This is a genomic window from Streptacidiphilus albus JL83 (genome assembly GCF_000744705.1).
Lineage (GTDB): Bacteria > Actinomycetota > Actinomycetes > Streptomycetales > Streptomycetaceae > Streptacidiphilus > Streptacidiphilus albus.
Window position 1 is genome coordinate 8930180 of the sequence record NZ_JQML01000001.1, and the last position, 13031, is coordinate 8943210.

The following is a 13031-nucleotide window of genomic DNA, read 5'->3' on the forward strand; positions in this document are numbered from 1 at the left end:
GGTTACCGGCGGTCACGCGGTGGGGAGCCAGCCGACCGACCTGTCGACCGACCTGTCGATCGGATGTCCGCGTGGACCTGGACCGGCTGCGGCGAACCGCACTCGTGGCGGGCGAAGGGCTCTCCGCCGGCAGCGGTGGAGGGGATCATCCTGTTGTGCGCCGAGCCCAGGCACAGCTCCTGGAAGTCGGCGGTGCCCGGCGCCAGCCGCGCGGCCAGCTGGGCCTTGGCGATGTCGACGGTCCGGAGCGCGCCGTCGTCGTCCTGGACCTCCACGCAGGCGTGCGGCAGGTCCAGGGCGCCGCCGAGCACACCGCAGAACCAGCCGCGCCGGGCCTCGGCCCGGTAGCCGGCCGCGCGGAACCGCTCGGCCAGCAGCAGGCTGGCCGCGATGCAGCTGGTCACGCCCAGGGAGTGGACGAGGCGGTAGTCGCTCTGCATGGCGACCGGGATCAGCTGCCAGCGGTAGCCGGCGGACAGGTGCTCCGTCGTCAGTTCCCGCAGCGTGGGCGAGCACAGGGGGGAGCGGGTGCCGGTGGTGGTGACCGTGGCCGCGTAGCGGGCCGAGTCCGCGCCCGGCGCGGGCGGCGCCCCGCCGTCCAGGCGCCCGCCGAAGCGGGCGGGGTCGGGGGCGGCGAAGCGCCAGGGCGCCGGACCCTGGCAGTCGGGGCAGTCGAGACGGACCCGGAAGTCCCAGGTCCGCTCGCACAGCAGCTCCTCGACCGGGCGGGCGGCGAAGCGGAACAGCATGCGGAGGGCGAGCTCGGGCCGGGTGGTGCCGCGACCCGAGTGCATGCCGAGGTTGTACAGGTCGTTCACGTCGAAGTGGCGCACGCCCGAACGGAACTCGAACGGCAGGCCCGCGCCGGTGAGGCGGTCGATATCGGTGGCGCCGCAGCCGAGCAGCTCCTGCGCCACGCTTTCGGGGCGGGTCCGCTCGGCGTACCGGTCGGGTATGAATTCTATGGAATCCGCCACCGTTTCCCAGGTTCTTTCCGGGGTCGCAGTCCCCGGGGCGACAGTTCGGTGCGGCACGGCCCAGCCCTCCAGAATAGGGGTCCCGCCGGATACCGCTCGGAATCCGCGGAACGGTCTCGACGTTAGTAGTCGGGCGACGGCCGACAGAATATTAATTCCGCATGCGCGCCCGTGCGTTCCGCACGCCGGCGCAGCCGGCCCGGAGGGGGTGCGCAGCCTGCGGTACAGTGCTATACATTTCCCGATTTGTTTCGGCGAACGGGGAGGCGATGTGCGGGTTCCGATGACCGTCGCGGATTTCTTGGAACGTGCGGAGCTGGGGTTCGCGACCGCCCCGGGCGTGGTGGACGAGCCGGTCCAGCCGGCGTCGCCGGTGCCCGCGCTGACCTACGGGCAGTTGGGCGAGCGGGTGCGGGCCTGGCAGGCGGGGCTGGACGCGCTGGGAGTGGGGCCGGGCGAACGGGTCGCGGTGGTCAGCCACAACTCGGCGCGGCTGCTGGAACTGCTGTTCGCGGTCCCGATGAGCGGCCGGATCTGCGTGCCGGTCAACTTCCGTCTGCGGCCGGGCGAGGTCGACTACATCGTCCGCCAGAGCGGCGCGTCGGTGCTGCTGGTCGACCCCGAGCTGGACGCGGCGCTGGCGCAGGTCACCGCCCGCCACCGGTTCGTGCTGGGCGAACAGACCGAGTCCGAGTTGATGCGCCACGGCGTCGAGCCCCGGCCGTGGGCCGAGCCCGACGAGGACGCCACCGCGACGATCAACTACACCTCCGGGACCACGGCCCGGCCCAAGGGCGTGCAGCTGACGCACCGCAACATCTGGGTGAGCGCGCTGACGCTGGCCCTGCACACCCGGGTCTGGGAGCGCGACGTCTACCTCCACACGCTGCCGATGTTCCACTGCAACGGCTGGGGCATGCAGTACGCGGCGGCCGGCCTGGGCGTGAAGCAGGTGGTCCTGCGCAAGGTCGACGGGCCCGAGATCCTGCGCCGGGTCCAGGAGCACGGCGTGACGCTGATGTGCGGGGCGCCGGCGGTCTGGAACGCGGTGCTGGACGCGGCCGCCGACTGGTCCGGCGAGGTCCCCGGCCGCGACCGGGTGCGGATCGTGTGCGCGGGCGCGCCGCCGCCCAGCCGCACCATCCAGCGCGTGCGCGAGGAGTTGGGCTGGGAGTTCACCCAGATCTACGGCCTGACCGAGACCTCGCCGCTGCTGACGTTCAACCGCGCCCGCCCGGGCGACGAGGCGCTGCCGGCCGACGAGCAGGCGCGCCGGCTCTCGCGCGCGGGGCTGCCCGCGCTGGGTGTGAAGCTCAGGGTCGCCGACTCCGGCGAGGTCCTGGCCCGCTCGAACGTGGTCCTGGCCGGCTACTGGGACAGCCCGCGCGAAACCGCCGAGGCGCTGCAGGACGGCTGGTTCCACACCGGGGACGGCGGCTCGATCGACCCGGCGGACGGCCACCTGACGATCTCGGACCGGAAGAAGGACGTCATCGTCACCGGCGGGGAGAACGTCTCCTCGATCGAGGTCGAGGACGCGGTCTTCAGCCACCCCGCGGTCGCCGAGGTCGCCGTGATCGGCGTGCCGGACGAGAAGTGGGGCGAGACCATCAAGGCGCTGGTGGTGCTGGCGCCGGGCGCCGAGGCGGACCAGGCGGAGATCATCGCGCACTGCAAGCAGCGGATGGCCGGCTACAAGGCGCCCACGTCCGTCGAGTTCCGGGAGAGCATCCCGCGCACCGCCACCGGCAAGATCCAGAAGTACCGGCTGCGCGAACCGTACTGGACCGGCCGGGACCGCGAGGTCAACTGACCCCGCCCCGGTCGCGTTGCGCCCCGCCCCGGCCCGGGCGGGCGCCCCGGCGCCGACCCGGGCCGGTCGTCCGGGGCCCGGGCCGGGGGTATCGGGGATCCTGGGGCCGGGGGTCAGATCCAGCGCGCGTCCCGGGCGATCCGCAGGGCGTCGATCCGGTTGCGCGCCCCGAGCTTCGCCACCATGGAGGAGAGGTAGTTGCGCACGGTCCCCTGGGACAGGTGCATCCGCGCCGCGATCTCCACCACCGTGTCGCCCCGGGAGGCGTGCTCCAGCACGGAGAACTCCCGCCGGCTCAGCGGGCAGTCGCTGTTGCTGAGCGCGGCCACGGTGAACTCCATGTCGAACACCCGCTCGCCCTGGTGCACCCGCCGGATGGCCTCGAAGAACTGCCGCGGCGGCATGCTGCGCTCGACCACCCCGCCGATTCCGGCGGCGAAGGCCTGCCGCACGACGGGGCGGGCCACGGTGGTGGTGAGCAGGATACTCCGGCAGCCCAGGTGCGCAATCTTCTCGGAAATTGCGATCGCGTCATTTTCCTCACCCTCGAAGCTGATGATCACTACATCCGGTCGGTGCTGCTCGGCGAACTCCAGCGCATCGAAGTTGCTGTCCACGGATCCGACGACCCGAATCCCTTCGTGCTGCTCGAGCAGTGCGGCGAGCGAGAAACGGGACAGATGCAAGTCGTCGGACACCAATACATCGATTCCCACGCGAGCCCCCTGGGTAGATCCTCGAATTCCGTCATTCTGGGGCAGCTCGACTGGGTGAAGTATGTACGGCGTCTATAGATTCGCTGCGGCGCGGTCCTCCCGCCTCCTGCCGGGCAGGACGGGGACGGCGCTCGGGGCGGCGGGAGTCGGGACGACCGCGCCGGGGAGGGACGGCCCGGCGCGGTCGTGGGCGACCGTGTCCAGCGCCGCCGGTGCGTCGTACCGGAAGGGGTTTCCGAACGCATTCCGAAATTAACAGCGCCGCCGGTCCGTTGTCGACCTCCCAGGTCGGACCCCCGCCTCGGGCGCGGGGCAGGGGCGGGCGGCGCCCCGGCGCCCCGGCGCACCACGCGGCCGGGCCGGCCGCCCCGGGCACGGGCGTTCAACTGTTGCGACGCGGCCAGTTGAACGCCCCGGCCGGCCGGAATCGCCGTGCGGCTGCGACCGCGCCGCCCGGGCCGACCAATGGACCCGGTAAACGTGCAGTGCTAATGACGAGTCGTGAGAAATTCACGTACGAACGGGTGGGACGGCTGCACGCGGAATGGGCTAGATTCCGTTGAGGCGCTCTTGAACGGGCGCACGGGCAGTCGAGTGGGGCTGTCCGGCGGCCGGGGCTCCGCAACCATGCGTTTCACACCCGCGACCTGGTGGTTCTGAACCGCCGTCCGCGCCCCGGCGCCGCCACAACCGGACCGATCGGGATTCCCGGCGCCGGGCGCCGTCTGCTCGTCGGGCCACGAACTCGGAGGGCTTCGAAGATGAACACCCCCATCTACATCGCGTCGGCCGCAGCCTGGATTCCGCCCGCGGAATCCGCGCAGGAAGCGGTCGTCGACGGCAAGTACACCGACAACGATCTGAAGGTCAACAACATTCTCTGCCTGCCGGTCGCCGGGGACGACGTATCGGTCCCGGACATGGCGGCGGCCGCCGCGCGCCGGGCCCTGGACCGGGCCGCCGACATCGTCGGCGACCGGGTCGACATGGTCGCGCACGCCTCGATCTACCACCAGGGCCGCGACTACGGCTGGACGTCGGCCCCCTACGTCCAGCGCGAGTTGGGCATCACCGGCGCCTTCGCGGTCAACATCCAGCAGCTGTCGAACGGCGGCATGGTCGCCCTCGACCTGGCCGCCTCCCGGCTCCAGTCCGGCCGCGGCACCAGCGCCCTGATCACCACCTCGGACCGGTTCTGCCTGCCCGGTTTCGACCGCTGGCGCGGCGCCTACGGCATCGTCTGCGGCGACGGCGCCACCGCCATGGTCCTGTCCACCACCGGCGGCTTCGCCCGCATCCACGCCGTCGAGTCGCTGACCGACGCCTCGCTGGAACCGCTGCACCGCGGCAGCCACCCGTTCACCACCTCCTCCCAGGCCGAGGTCGAGGACCTGCGCGCGCCCAAGAAGTCCTACCTGGAGGAGGTCGGGAAGGAGTCGGTGCTGCTGCGCTGCGAGGAGGCCCTGGTCGAACTCGTCGGACAGGTCCTGGCCGCCACCGGGCGCGAACTGGACGACTTCGCCAAGATCCTGATGCCCAATCTGGGACACGAACTGATGGCCGTGCAGTTCCTCAAGCCGCTCGGCATCACGCCCGAGCGCTCGCTGATGGACTGGGGCCGGTACACCGGGCACCTGGGCGCCGGCGACCTGACCGCCGGAGTGGCCCGCCTGGTGGAGACCGAGGCGGTGCGGCCGGGCGACCAGGTGCTGCTGATCGGCGCCGGCGGCGGCTACTCGCTGACCGTCGCCGTCGTCGAGATCGAGACGGTCCCGCAGTGGGGCGAGCTGACCACGGACTTCCCCCTGCCCGCCGACATCGCGGAATGAGGCCGTCGATGAACCTGCAGGTGGCACCCGTCGCGATCCTCGGCACCGGGTCCTGCGTCCCGGACCGGGTGATGTCCAACGCCGAGGTGGGCGCGCCCGCCGGCGTCGACGACACCTGGATAGTCCGCAAGACCGGTATCCGCGAACGCCGTTGGGCCGAGCCACAGCAGGCCACCTCCGACCTGGCCACCGGCGCCGCCCGCCGGGCGCTGGAGGCCGCCGGGATCGCGGCCGACCAGCTGTCCGCGATCGTCGTGGGCACCTCGACCCCGGACCACCAGCAGCCGGCGACGGCGGCGTTCGTGCACCGGAACCTGGGCGGGGCGAGGACCGCGGTGTCGGTGTTCGACGTGAACGCCGTCTGCGCCGGCTTCATGTCCGCGCTGGACGCGGCCCAGGCGCTGGTCGCCCGCAGCGGCGGGTACGCGCTGGCGATCGGCGCCGACACCTACTCGCGGATCCTGAACCGGGGCGACCGGCGCTCGGTGATCCTGTTCGGCGACGGGGCCGGCGCGGTCGTCGTCGGCCCGGCCGCCGCCGGGTCCGGACGCGGGATCCGGGCCTCGGCCTTCCACATCCACAGCGGCCTGACCGACCTGATCCGGGTCCCGGCGGGCGGCAGCCGCCGGCCCTACGACCCGGCCGCGCACGACGCCGGCCTGCAGTACTTCACCATGGACGGCCGCTCGGTCCGCGAGTTCTTCATGGGCAACGTGCCCGGACTGGCCAAGCAGTTCCTGCACGACAACGCGGTCCTGCCCGCCGACATCGCCCACGTGGTCCCGCACCAGGCCAACGGCATGATGCTCGACGAAATGGGCCCGCTGCTGGACCTGCCGGCCGCCACCGTGCACCGCACGGTGCACGAGTACGGGAACACCGGGGCCGCCTCGGTCCCGCTGACCCTGGACCGCGCGGCCCGCTCCGGGGCCCTGCGCCCGGGCGAGCTGGTGCTGCTGGTCGGCATGGGCGGCGGGATGTCGATCAGCTTCGCGCTGGTCCAGTGGTGACCGGGCAACCGCCGCAACCGTCGCAAGGGAGACGACCATGGAATACCGACGGCTGGGCAACTCCGGCCTGCACGTCCCGCTGCTGAGTTTCGGCGCCGGCACCTTCGGCGGCCGCGGCAGCCTGTTCAGCGCCTGGGGCGACACCGGCCTCAAGGAGGCCCGCAACCTGGTCGACCTCTGCCTGGACGCGGGGGTGACCATGTTCGACACCGCCGACGTCTACTCCGAGGGCTTCTCGGAGGAGCTCCTGGGCGCGGCCGTGGCCGGCCGCCGCGACAAGGTCCTGCTGTCCACCAAGGCCGGGACCGCCACCGGACCCGACCCCTGGCAGATGGGCACCGGACGCTCCCGGCTGATCCGGTCCGTCGAGGGCTCGCTGCGCCGCCTGGGCGTGGAGCACATCGACCTGTTCCAGCTGCACGCCTTCGACGCCGGAACCCCGGTCGACGAGGTCCTGGCGGCCCTGCACGACCTGGTCCGGGCCGGCAAGATCCGCTACGTCGGGGCCTCCAACTTCGCCGGCTGGCAACTGATGAAGTCCCTCGCCGCCGCCGACCGTTCCGGTTTCCCGCGCTACGTCGCCCACCAGGTCTACTACTCCCTGGCGGGACGCGACTACGAGTGGGAGCTGATGCCGCTCGCCCACGACCAGGGTGTCGGCGCGGTGGTGTGGTCCCCGCTGGGCTGGGGCCGGCTGACCGGCAAGGTCCGCCGCGGGCAGCCGCTCCCGGCCTCCAGCCGGCTGCACAGGACCGCCTCGGCCGCGCCCCCGATCGACGACGAACGCCTCTACGACCTGGTCGACGTCCTGGTCGACGTGGCCGCCGAGACCGGCCGCACCGTGCCCCAGGTCGCCCTGAACTGGCTGCTGACCCGGCCCACGGTGGCCACGGTGATCATCGGCGCCCGCAACGAGGAGCAGTTGCGCGACAACCTGGGCGCGGTCGGCTGGCAGTTGGAGAGCGAGCAGCTGGCCCGGCTGGACAAGGTCAGCGAGGTCACCCCGCCCTACCCGTACCAGATGTACTACCGGCTGCGCGGGTTCACCCCACTGAACCCGCCGCTGGTCTGAGGCGCGGGGCGCTCCGTGCCGCCGGAGCGCCCCGCGCGGGCCCGCACCGCCCCGGAGCACCCTCCGGAGCCCACCCTCGACCGCACCGGACACGCCGGCACCGCCGCACGACGCGCGATGTGACACCCCGTCCGCTACCCCCAGCCCACGAGGAGATCCGACCGTGACAGCCAACGGGCCGCAAGCGACCGCTGACGTGCGCACCCTTCCCGAGGCCCTGCGGCTGCGCAGCGAGAGGCAGCCCGACGAGACCGCCTACGTCTTCCTGCACGACGGCGAGGAACCGCAGGAGACGCTCACCTACCGGGAACTGCACGCCGACGCCGGCCGCCGGGCGGTGGCCCTGGCGGCGGTCGGCCTGGCCGGCCGCAGCGCCGTCCTGCTGTACCCCTCGGGCCTGGAGTTCGTCCGCACCCTGCTGGGCTGCATGTACGCCCGGGTGGCCGGCGCCCCGGTCCAGGTGCCCCGGCGGCGCGAGGAGGTGGAGTGGCTGCGCCGGATCGCCGACGACGCCGGCACCTCGACCGTACTGACCACCGCCGAGACCGCCCGTGAGCTGGAGGAGCGCTTCGGCGGCCTGCCCGCCCTGACCGGGCTGACCCTGCTGGCCACCGACGGCGACGCCTTCACCGCCGGCGCGGACGCCGCGGACGCGGGCGCGCCCACGCCGGCGGGTCCGCGCGACATCGCGCTGCTCCAGTACACCTCCGGCTCCACCGGCGACCCCAAGGGCGTCGTCGTCAGCTATGCCAACTTCCTCGCCAGCGCGGTGGAGACCGACCAGCTGTGGCCGTGCGGGCCGGACGGCACCGCGGTGACCTGGCTGCCGCTCTTTCATGACATGGGCATGCTCTTCGGTGTCGTCCTGCCGCTGTGGGCCGGCATCCCCTCCTACCTGATGGCCCCGGAGGCGTTCACCAGCCGCCCGGCCCGCTGGCTGGAGGCCATCGCCCGGTTCGGCGGCACCCACGCCGCCGCGCCCAGCTCCGCCTACGAGCTGTGCGCCCGCGCCGCCGCCGAGGGCGAGGCCGACGCGGTGGGCGACCTGTCCGGCTGGCGGGTGGCCGTCAACGGCGCCGAACCCGTGCGCTGGGCCACCATCCGCTCCTTCGCCGACGCTTTCGCCGCCCACGGCTTCGACCCGCGTGCCATGTGCCCCGGCTACGGCCTGGCGGAGAACACCCTCAAGGCCACCGGCAGCAGCCAGGAGCGCGAGCCCGCCGTCCTCTGGCTGTCCGCCGAGGCGCTGCGCGAAGGCCACGCCCAACCCGTCGCCGACCGCACCGAGGGCGCGGTGCCGCTGGTCGGCAACGGCGCGGCGGTCGGCCGCACCCGGATCCGGATCGTGGACCCGGCCACCCACCGGGCCCTGCCCGACGGCCAGGTCGGCGAGATCTGGATCAACGGCCCCTGCGTCGCCGACGGCTACTTCGGCCGCCCCGCCGCCAGCGAGGAGACCTTCCGCGCCCAGCTCGCCGGCGCCCGCCCCACCGACGAGGGCCATCTGCGCACCGGCGACCTGGGCTTCGTCCTGGACGGCGAGCTGTACGTCACCGGGCGGGTCAAGGACGTCATCGTCCGCAAGGGCCGGAGCCACTACCCGCAGGACATCGAGCTCTCCGCCGAACAGGCCGTGCCGGGCGCGCACCCGAACTGCGCGGTGGCGTTCTCCTGCGCGGACGGCGAACGCGAACGGCTGGTGGTCGTCATCGAGGCCGACGGCCGGCTGCTCGACTCGCTGGGCGCCGGGGCCATCGGCCGCCGGGTGCACGACGCGGTGCGCGACCGGCACCGGATCACCCCGGACCAGGTCCTGGTGGTGCGGCGCGGGGCGGTGCCCAGGACCTCCAGCGGCAAGGTGCGGCGCCGCGCCTGCAAGCGGCGCTACGAGAACGGCGACCTGGCCGACCTGACCGCCGCGGCTGCCGGGCAGGCGTGACGGCCGGGCAGGCGTGACGGCCCGCTGCGCGGCACCGGCGCGGGGGTTGACCCGCGCCGGTGGCGGCGCGGCCGTGACCGGGCCCGGACAGCGGTGCGGCCGGCACCCCGCAGGGGGCGCCGGCCGCACCGCCCGGCCGCGTTCGCGACGGTGTCCGCAACACCGTCAGCGGTAGCAGCCGGAGGGAGGAGAGACTTCGAGGTGGACGCCGGCGGTCGCCTTGGCGGCGGCCTCCATCGCCTCCACCGCATCGGCGCCGAGCGCGATCGCGTAGCCGATGCGCTCCTCGGAGCTGCCCAGCTCCGCGACGGCCGCGCCGGGCAGCCGGTCGAACTCCCAGCGCAGGACCCCGTCCGCGGCGCTCAGGGCGAGCGCGGTGAGGGTGCCGGCGGCGGGCGGCAGCACGAAGCTGATCGCCGCCGCCGCCGCGACCGGCGCCACGGCCAGGGCCGGGTCGGCGCCCAGCAGGGCCGCCACGGCGCGCTCGTACTGGTCCTGGCCGGTGGCCAGTTCGACCAGCTCGGGGATGCAGTCGCCGCCGACGCGGGTGTGGGTCTCGATCACGACGGGCCCGTGCACCGGGTCCAGCCGCAGCTCGGTGTGGCTGGCGCCGTAGTCGATGCCCAGCCGGTCCAGGACGCAGTGCACCGCCTCCCGCAGCCGGTCGGCGTCGCCGGGCGCCAGCGGGGCCGGGACCAGGTGGCCGGTCTCCACGTAGCCGGGGCTGCCGGTGGTCTGCTTCGCGGTGATCGCCAGCACCGTGTGCCGACCCGCCCCGCTGACCGCCTCGACGCTGAACTCCGGTCCGCCTGCGGCGTGTTCGACGATCCACCGGGGCCCGGCGGCGGCTCCGGGACCGGCCAGCCAGCGGGCCAGGTCGGCGTGCGAGCGCAGCGCGGCGACGCCGGCGCTGGCCGCCCCGTCGACCGGCTTGACGATCCACCGCACCCCGTCCGGTTCGCCGCGCACCGCGGCGGCGACGTCCTCGGCCGTGCCGGAGGCGTGGCGCCAGGCGTAGGGGGTGTCCGCGAGCAGGCCGCGCATCACCGCCTTGTCCCGGGCGGCCGCGGCGGCGGCCGGGGAGACGGAGGGCAGTCCCAGGTCGGTCGCGATCCGGGCGCAGACCTCCTGCGCGTACTCGGTGAAGGACACCACCAGCCGCGGCGGCCCCAGTTCGGCGATCAGCCGGTCCACCGCCGCCGCGACGGCATCGTGGTCGGTGATCGGGCAGAAGACGACGCGCTCGGCGTGGGCGGCCACCTCGTGCGGCACCGCCACACCCGGCGTCACCAGCACCACCGGCCGGTGGCCGTGCAGCGCGATCGCCCTGGAACCGCCGGGACTAGGCCCGAGCAGACACATCCACGTCATGGTCGTTCCCCTCTCCTTCTTCTTCCGCCTCGGTCTCGGCTCCTGCTACTGCCGGTGGTGGTTGGTGGGTGGAGGGGCGGCCGCCCGAGGGCGCGCGCCCGGTCCACCACATGGCCGCGCCGGTCGCCAGGGCCAGCGCGGCGGCGCCCCAGTACGGCGCCGCGGAGGACACCGACCCGGTCCCGGGGCGGTGGACGACCAGCAGCGTCCCCAGCCAGGCGCCCACCGACTCGGCCGCCCCCGACGCCACTCCCGCCAGCGCGTAGGCCGCCAGCGGCGAGAGCGCGCCGCGGCGCTCGCTGATCTGGGCGTCGTACAGCGGACTCCAGACCAGTTCGGACAGGGTGAACAGCACCATCGCCGCCAGCACCAGGCCCAGGCCGGCCGAGCGGCCGAACGCGAACAGCAGCACCGACACCGCCAGCACGGCGCCGGCCGCCGCCCACAGCGGGCCGAAGCCGCCGCGCGGGCGGTCCAGCACCCGGCGGGACACCCAGGACACCGGCACCTGCAACGCGACCACCATCACCGCGTTCAGGGTGAACACCAGGCCCAGGTCACGGGCGTTGACCGCACTGCCCAGATAGGCCGGCAGGACGTCCATGACCTGCGCGTACGCCAGCCAGGTCCCGCAGGCCAGCAGCGAGAACTGCACCAGCGCGCGCTGCGGCAGCAGCCGCCGCGCCCGTCCGCTCCCGGCGGCCGGGCCGGCCGGGGGCGGGGTCGGCGAGGGACGCCAGCCGCCGGGCAGGGCCAGCGCCACCGCCAGTGCCACCAGGTGCAGCGCGGCCGCCGCCAGCGGCAGCCCGGCGTGCCAGTCCAGCAGCTGGCCGCCGATGACCGGGCCCACCGCCGACCCGGCGTTGACGGCCATGTTGAGGTAGCTGAACCCGCGCAGCCGCTGCTCCGCCGGGAAAGCGGCCACCATCGCCTTCATCGCGGTGGTCGACATCGCCAGGCACAGGCCCACCAGCGCGGCCAGCGCCAACCAGCCCAGGAACGGCAGCCGCAGCCCCGTCCCCAGGAGGGTGAACACCACCACCGCGCCCAGGTAGCCGGTCACCACCGAGGACTTGAGGCCCAGTCGGTGGATCAGCGACACCAGCAGCACCGCACCGGCCCGGTTGGCCAGGATGCACGCGCCGACCACCAGCCCGGCCCGGCCGCCGGAGAACCCCCGGTCCTCCACCAGCCACAGTCCCAGGTAGGGCAGGACCGCGAAGAAGCCCGCGCAGCTGGTCGCCCGCGCCACCGCCAGCGCGGCGAACCGCCCGCCGTCCGCGCCGTCCGCTGCGCCTCGCCGGCTCACCACCGCCTCGTCTCCCCGAAGAAGCCGGGCAGCTGCATCAGCCGGTCCTCCTGCAGCGCCTGCCGGTACAGCCAGTGACCGACCGCCAGGTCCAGCACGCCCAGGCCGAACGGCGAGAAGACGGTGGGCCGGTCCGCGCGCGGCGCGACCTCGCCCAGCAGCACCCCGGCCAGCGTGCCGGTGACGAACTCCCGCCCGCCGGTGAGCTGTTCGGCCAGGTGCGGGGAGGTGTCGGCCTTCAGGCAGTGCTCGACGTCGTCCAGCACGTTCTCGGCCGCCAGCAGGGTCTGCGGCGCCAGGTCCCGCAGCGAGATGTTCAGCACCAGCTGCCCGACCCGGAACCGGTGCTCCGGCGACACGTACGGGACCGGCGCGGTGGTCGCCAGCAGCACCAGGTCGCAGTCCAGCGCCTCCTCCAGCCCGCCCCGGCGGGCGTCGGAGCCGTAGCGCTCGCGCAGGTGGCCGGTCAGCGCCTCGGCCGAGGCCGGGTCCAGGTCGTGGCAGCGGACCTGAGCGAGCGGCACACCGGCCGCGTGCAGGTACCGGAGGACCGTGCGCGCGATCACCCCGCCGCCGACCACGCCCACCGAGGCGGGCACGGCGGTGGACAGCGTCGTGCAGGCCAGCGCGGCCGAGGCCGCGGTGCGGGCCGCGCTGATCCCGGCCGCCTCCATCAGCGCCATCGGCCGGCCGGTGGCGTAGTCGTTCAGCACCAGCACCGCCGAGGCCCGCGGCTCGCCCCGGGCGACATTGCCGGGGAAGCTGCTGATCCACTTGATGCCCGCCAGCCCGACCTCGCCGCCCAGGTAGGCCGGCAGCGCGATGATCCGCGCGTCCGGCTTCTCCGGGAAGCGCAGGAAGTAGCTGTCCGGGTTGACGCTGTCGCCCGCGTGGTGCGTCAGATAGGCCGCGCGCACCTGCTCCACGACGTCCTTCTCGCGCCCGTCCAGCAGCGCGTGGACGTCGTTGCCGCCCAGGACCGAGAACCCTGCCAT

The 13031-nt window shown here is 73.9% G+C and carries 10 protein-coding genes; 5 read left to right on the forward strand and 5 right to left on the reverse strand.

Annotated features, from left to right (window positions below; translation table 11 throughout):
• Window positions 1-2: 2 nt before the first annotated feature.
• Window positions 3-977 carry a hypothetical protein gene (locus BS75_RS38755; RefSeq protein ID WP_152646338.1) on the reverse strand — a complete coding sequence of 325 codons (975 nt, stop codon included), beginning with the start codon at window positions 975-977 and terminating at the stop codon, window positions 3-5.
• Between the two features lie 283 nt (window positions 978-1260).
• Between BS75_RS38755 and BS75_RS38760 the strand changes: the two genes are divergently transcribed.
• Window positions 1261-2790, forward strand: a complete 1530-nt coding sequence (locus BS75_RS38760) for an AMP-binding protein (RefSeq protein WP_231608020.1) — start codon at window positions 1261-1263, stop codon at window positions 2788-2790.
• A 113-nt stretch (window positions 2791-2903) separates the two neighbouring features.
• Here the strand turns inward: BS75_RS38760 and BS75_RS38765 are convergent, their stop codons facing one another.
• Window positions 2904-3506: a response regulator transcription factor gene (locus tag BS75_RS38765; protein WP_081983043.1), complete on the reverse strand. Its 603-nt coding sequence runs from the start codon at window positions 3504-3506 to the stop codon at window positions 2904-2906.
• A 761-nt stretch (window positions 3507-4267) separates the two neighbouring features.
• Between BS75_RS38765 and BS75_RS38770 the strand changes: the two genes are divergently transcribed.
• The 4 genes from BS75_RS38770 (at window position 4268) to BS75_RS38785 (ending at window position 9356) form a co-directional block, all read left to right on the forward strand.
• The gene (locus tag BS75_RS38770; RefSeq protein WP_042440793.1) at window positions 4268-5335 is read left to right on the forward strand and encodes a ketoacyl-ACP synthase III family protein; all 1068 of its coding nucleotides are present in this window, start codon (window positions 4268-4270) and stop codon (window positions 5333-5335) included.
• 8 nt (window positions 5336-5343) lie between these two features.
• Complete coding sequence (locus BS75_RS38775; RefSeq protein WP_174515099.1) at window positions 5344-6345, forward strand: 3-oxoacyl-ACP synthase III family protein; 1002 nt, start codon at window positions 5344-5346, stop codon at window positions 6343-6345.
• Window positions 6346-6382: 37 nt separating this feature from the next.
• Window positions 6383-7417, forward strand: coding sequence for an aldo/keto reductase (locus tag BS75_RS38780; protein WP_034091573.1), 1035 nt, complete (start codon window positions 6383-6385; stop codon window positions 7415-7417).
• A 163-nt stretch (window positions 7418-7580) separates the two neighbouring features.
• On the forward strand, window positions 7581-9356 hold the full coding sequence (locus tag BS75_RS38785) for a fatty acyl-AMP ligase (RefSeq protein WP_042440796.1): 1776 nt from the start codon (window positions 7581-7583) through the stop codon (window positions 9354-9356).
• Window positions 9357-9521: 165 nt separating this feature from the next.
• On the opposite strand, the gene BS75_RS45290 is transcribed toward BS75_RS38785, so the two are convergent.
• Genes BS75_RS45290 through sbnB form a run of 3 tightly spaced genes read right to left on the reverse strand, consistent with a single transcriptional unit; the run spans window position 9522 to window position 13031 of the window.
• Window positions 9522-10727: an ATP-grasp domain-containing protein gene (locus BS75_RS45290; protein ID WP_081983044.1), complete on the reverse strand. Its 1206-nt coding sequence runs from the start codon at window positions 10725-10727 to the stop codon at window positions 9522-9524.
• Window positions 10699-12039: an MFS transporter gene (locus BS75_RS38795; protein WP_042440797.1), complete on the reverse strand. Its 1341-nt coding sequence runs from the start codon at window positions 12037-12039 to the stop codon at window positions 10699-10701. The genes BS75_RS45290 and BS75_RS38795 overlap by 29 nt, the downstream gene beginning before the upstream one ends.
• Entirely contained in the window at window positions 12033-13031 is a 999-nt protein-coding gene (gene sbnB, locus BS75_RS38800; RefSeq protein ID WP_034091575.1) for a 2,3-diaminopropionate biosynthesis protein SbnB, read from the reverse strand. The genes BS75_RS38795 and sbnB overlap by 7 nt, the downstream gene beginning before the upstream one ends.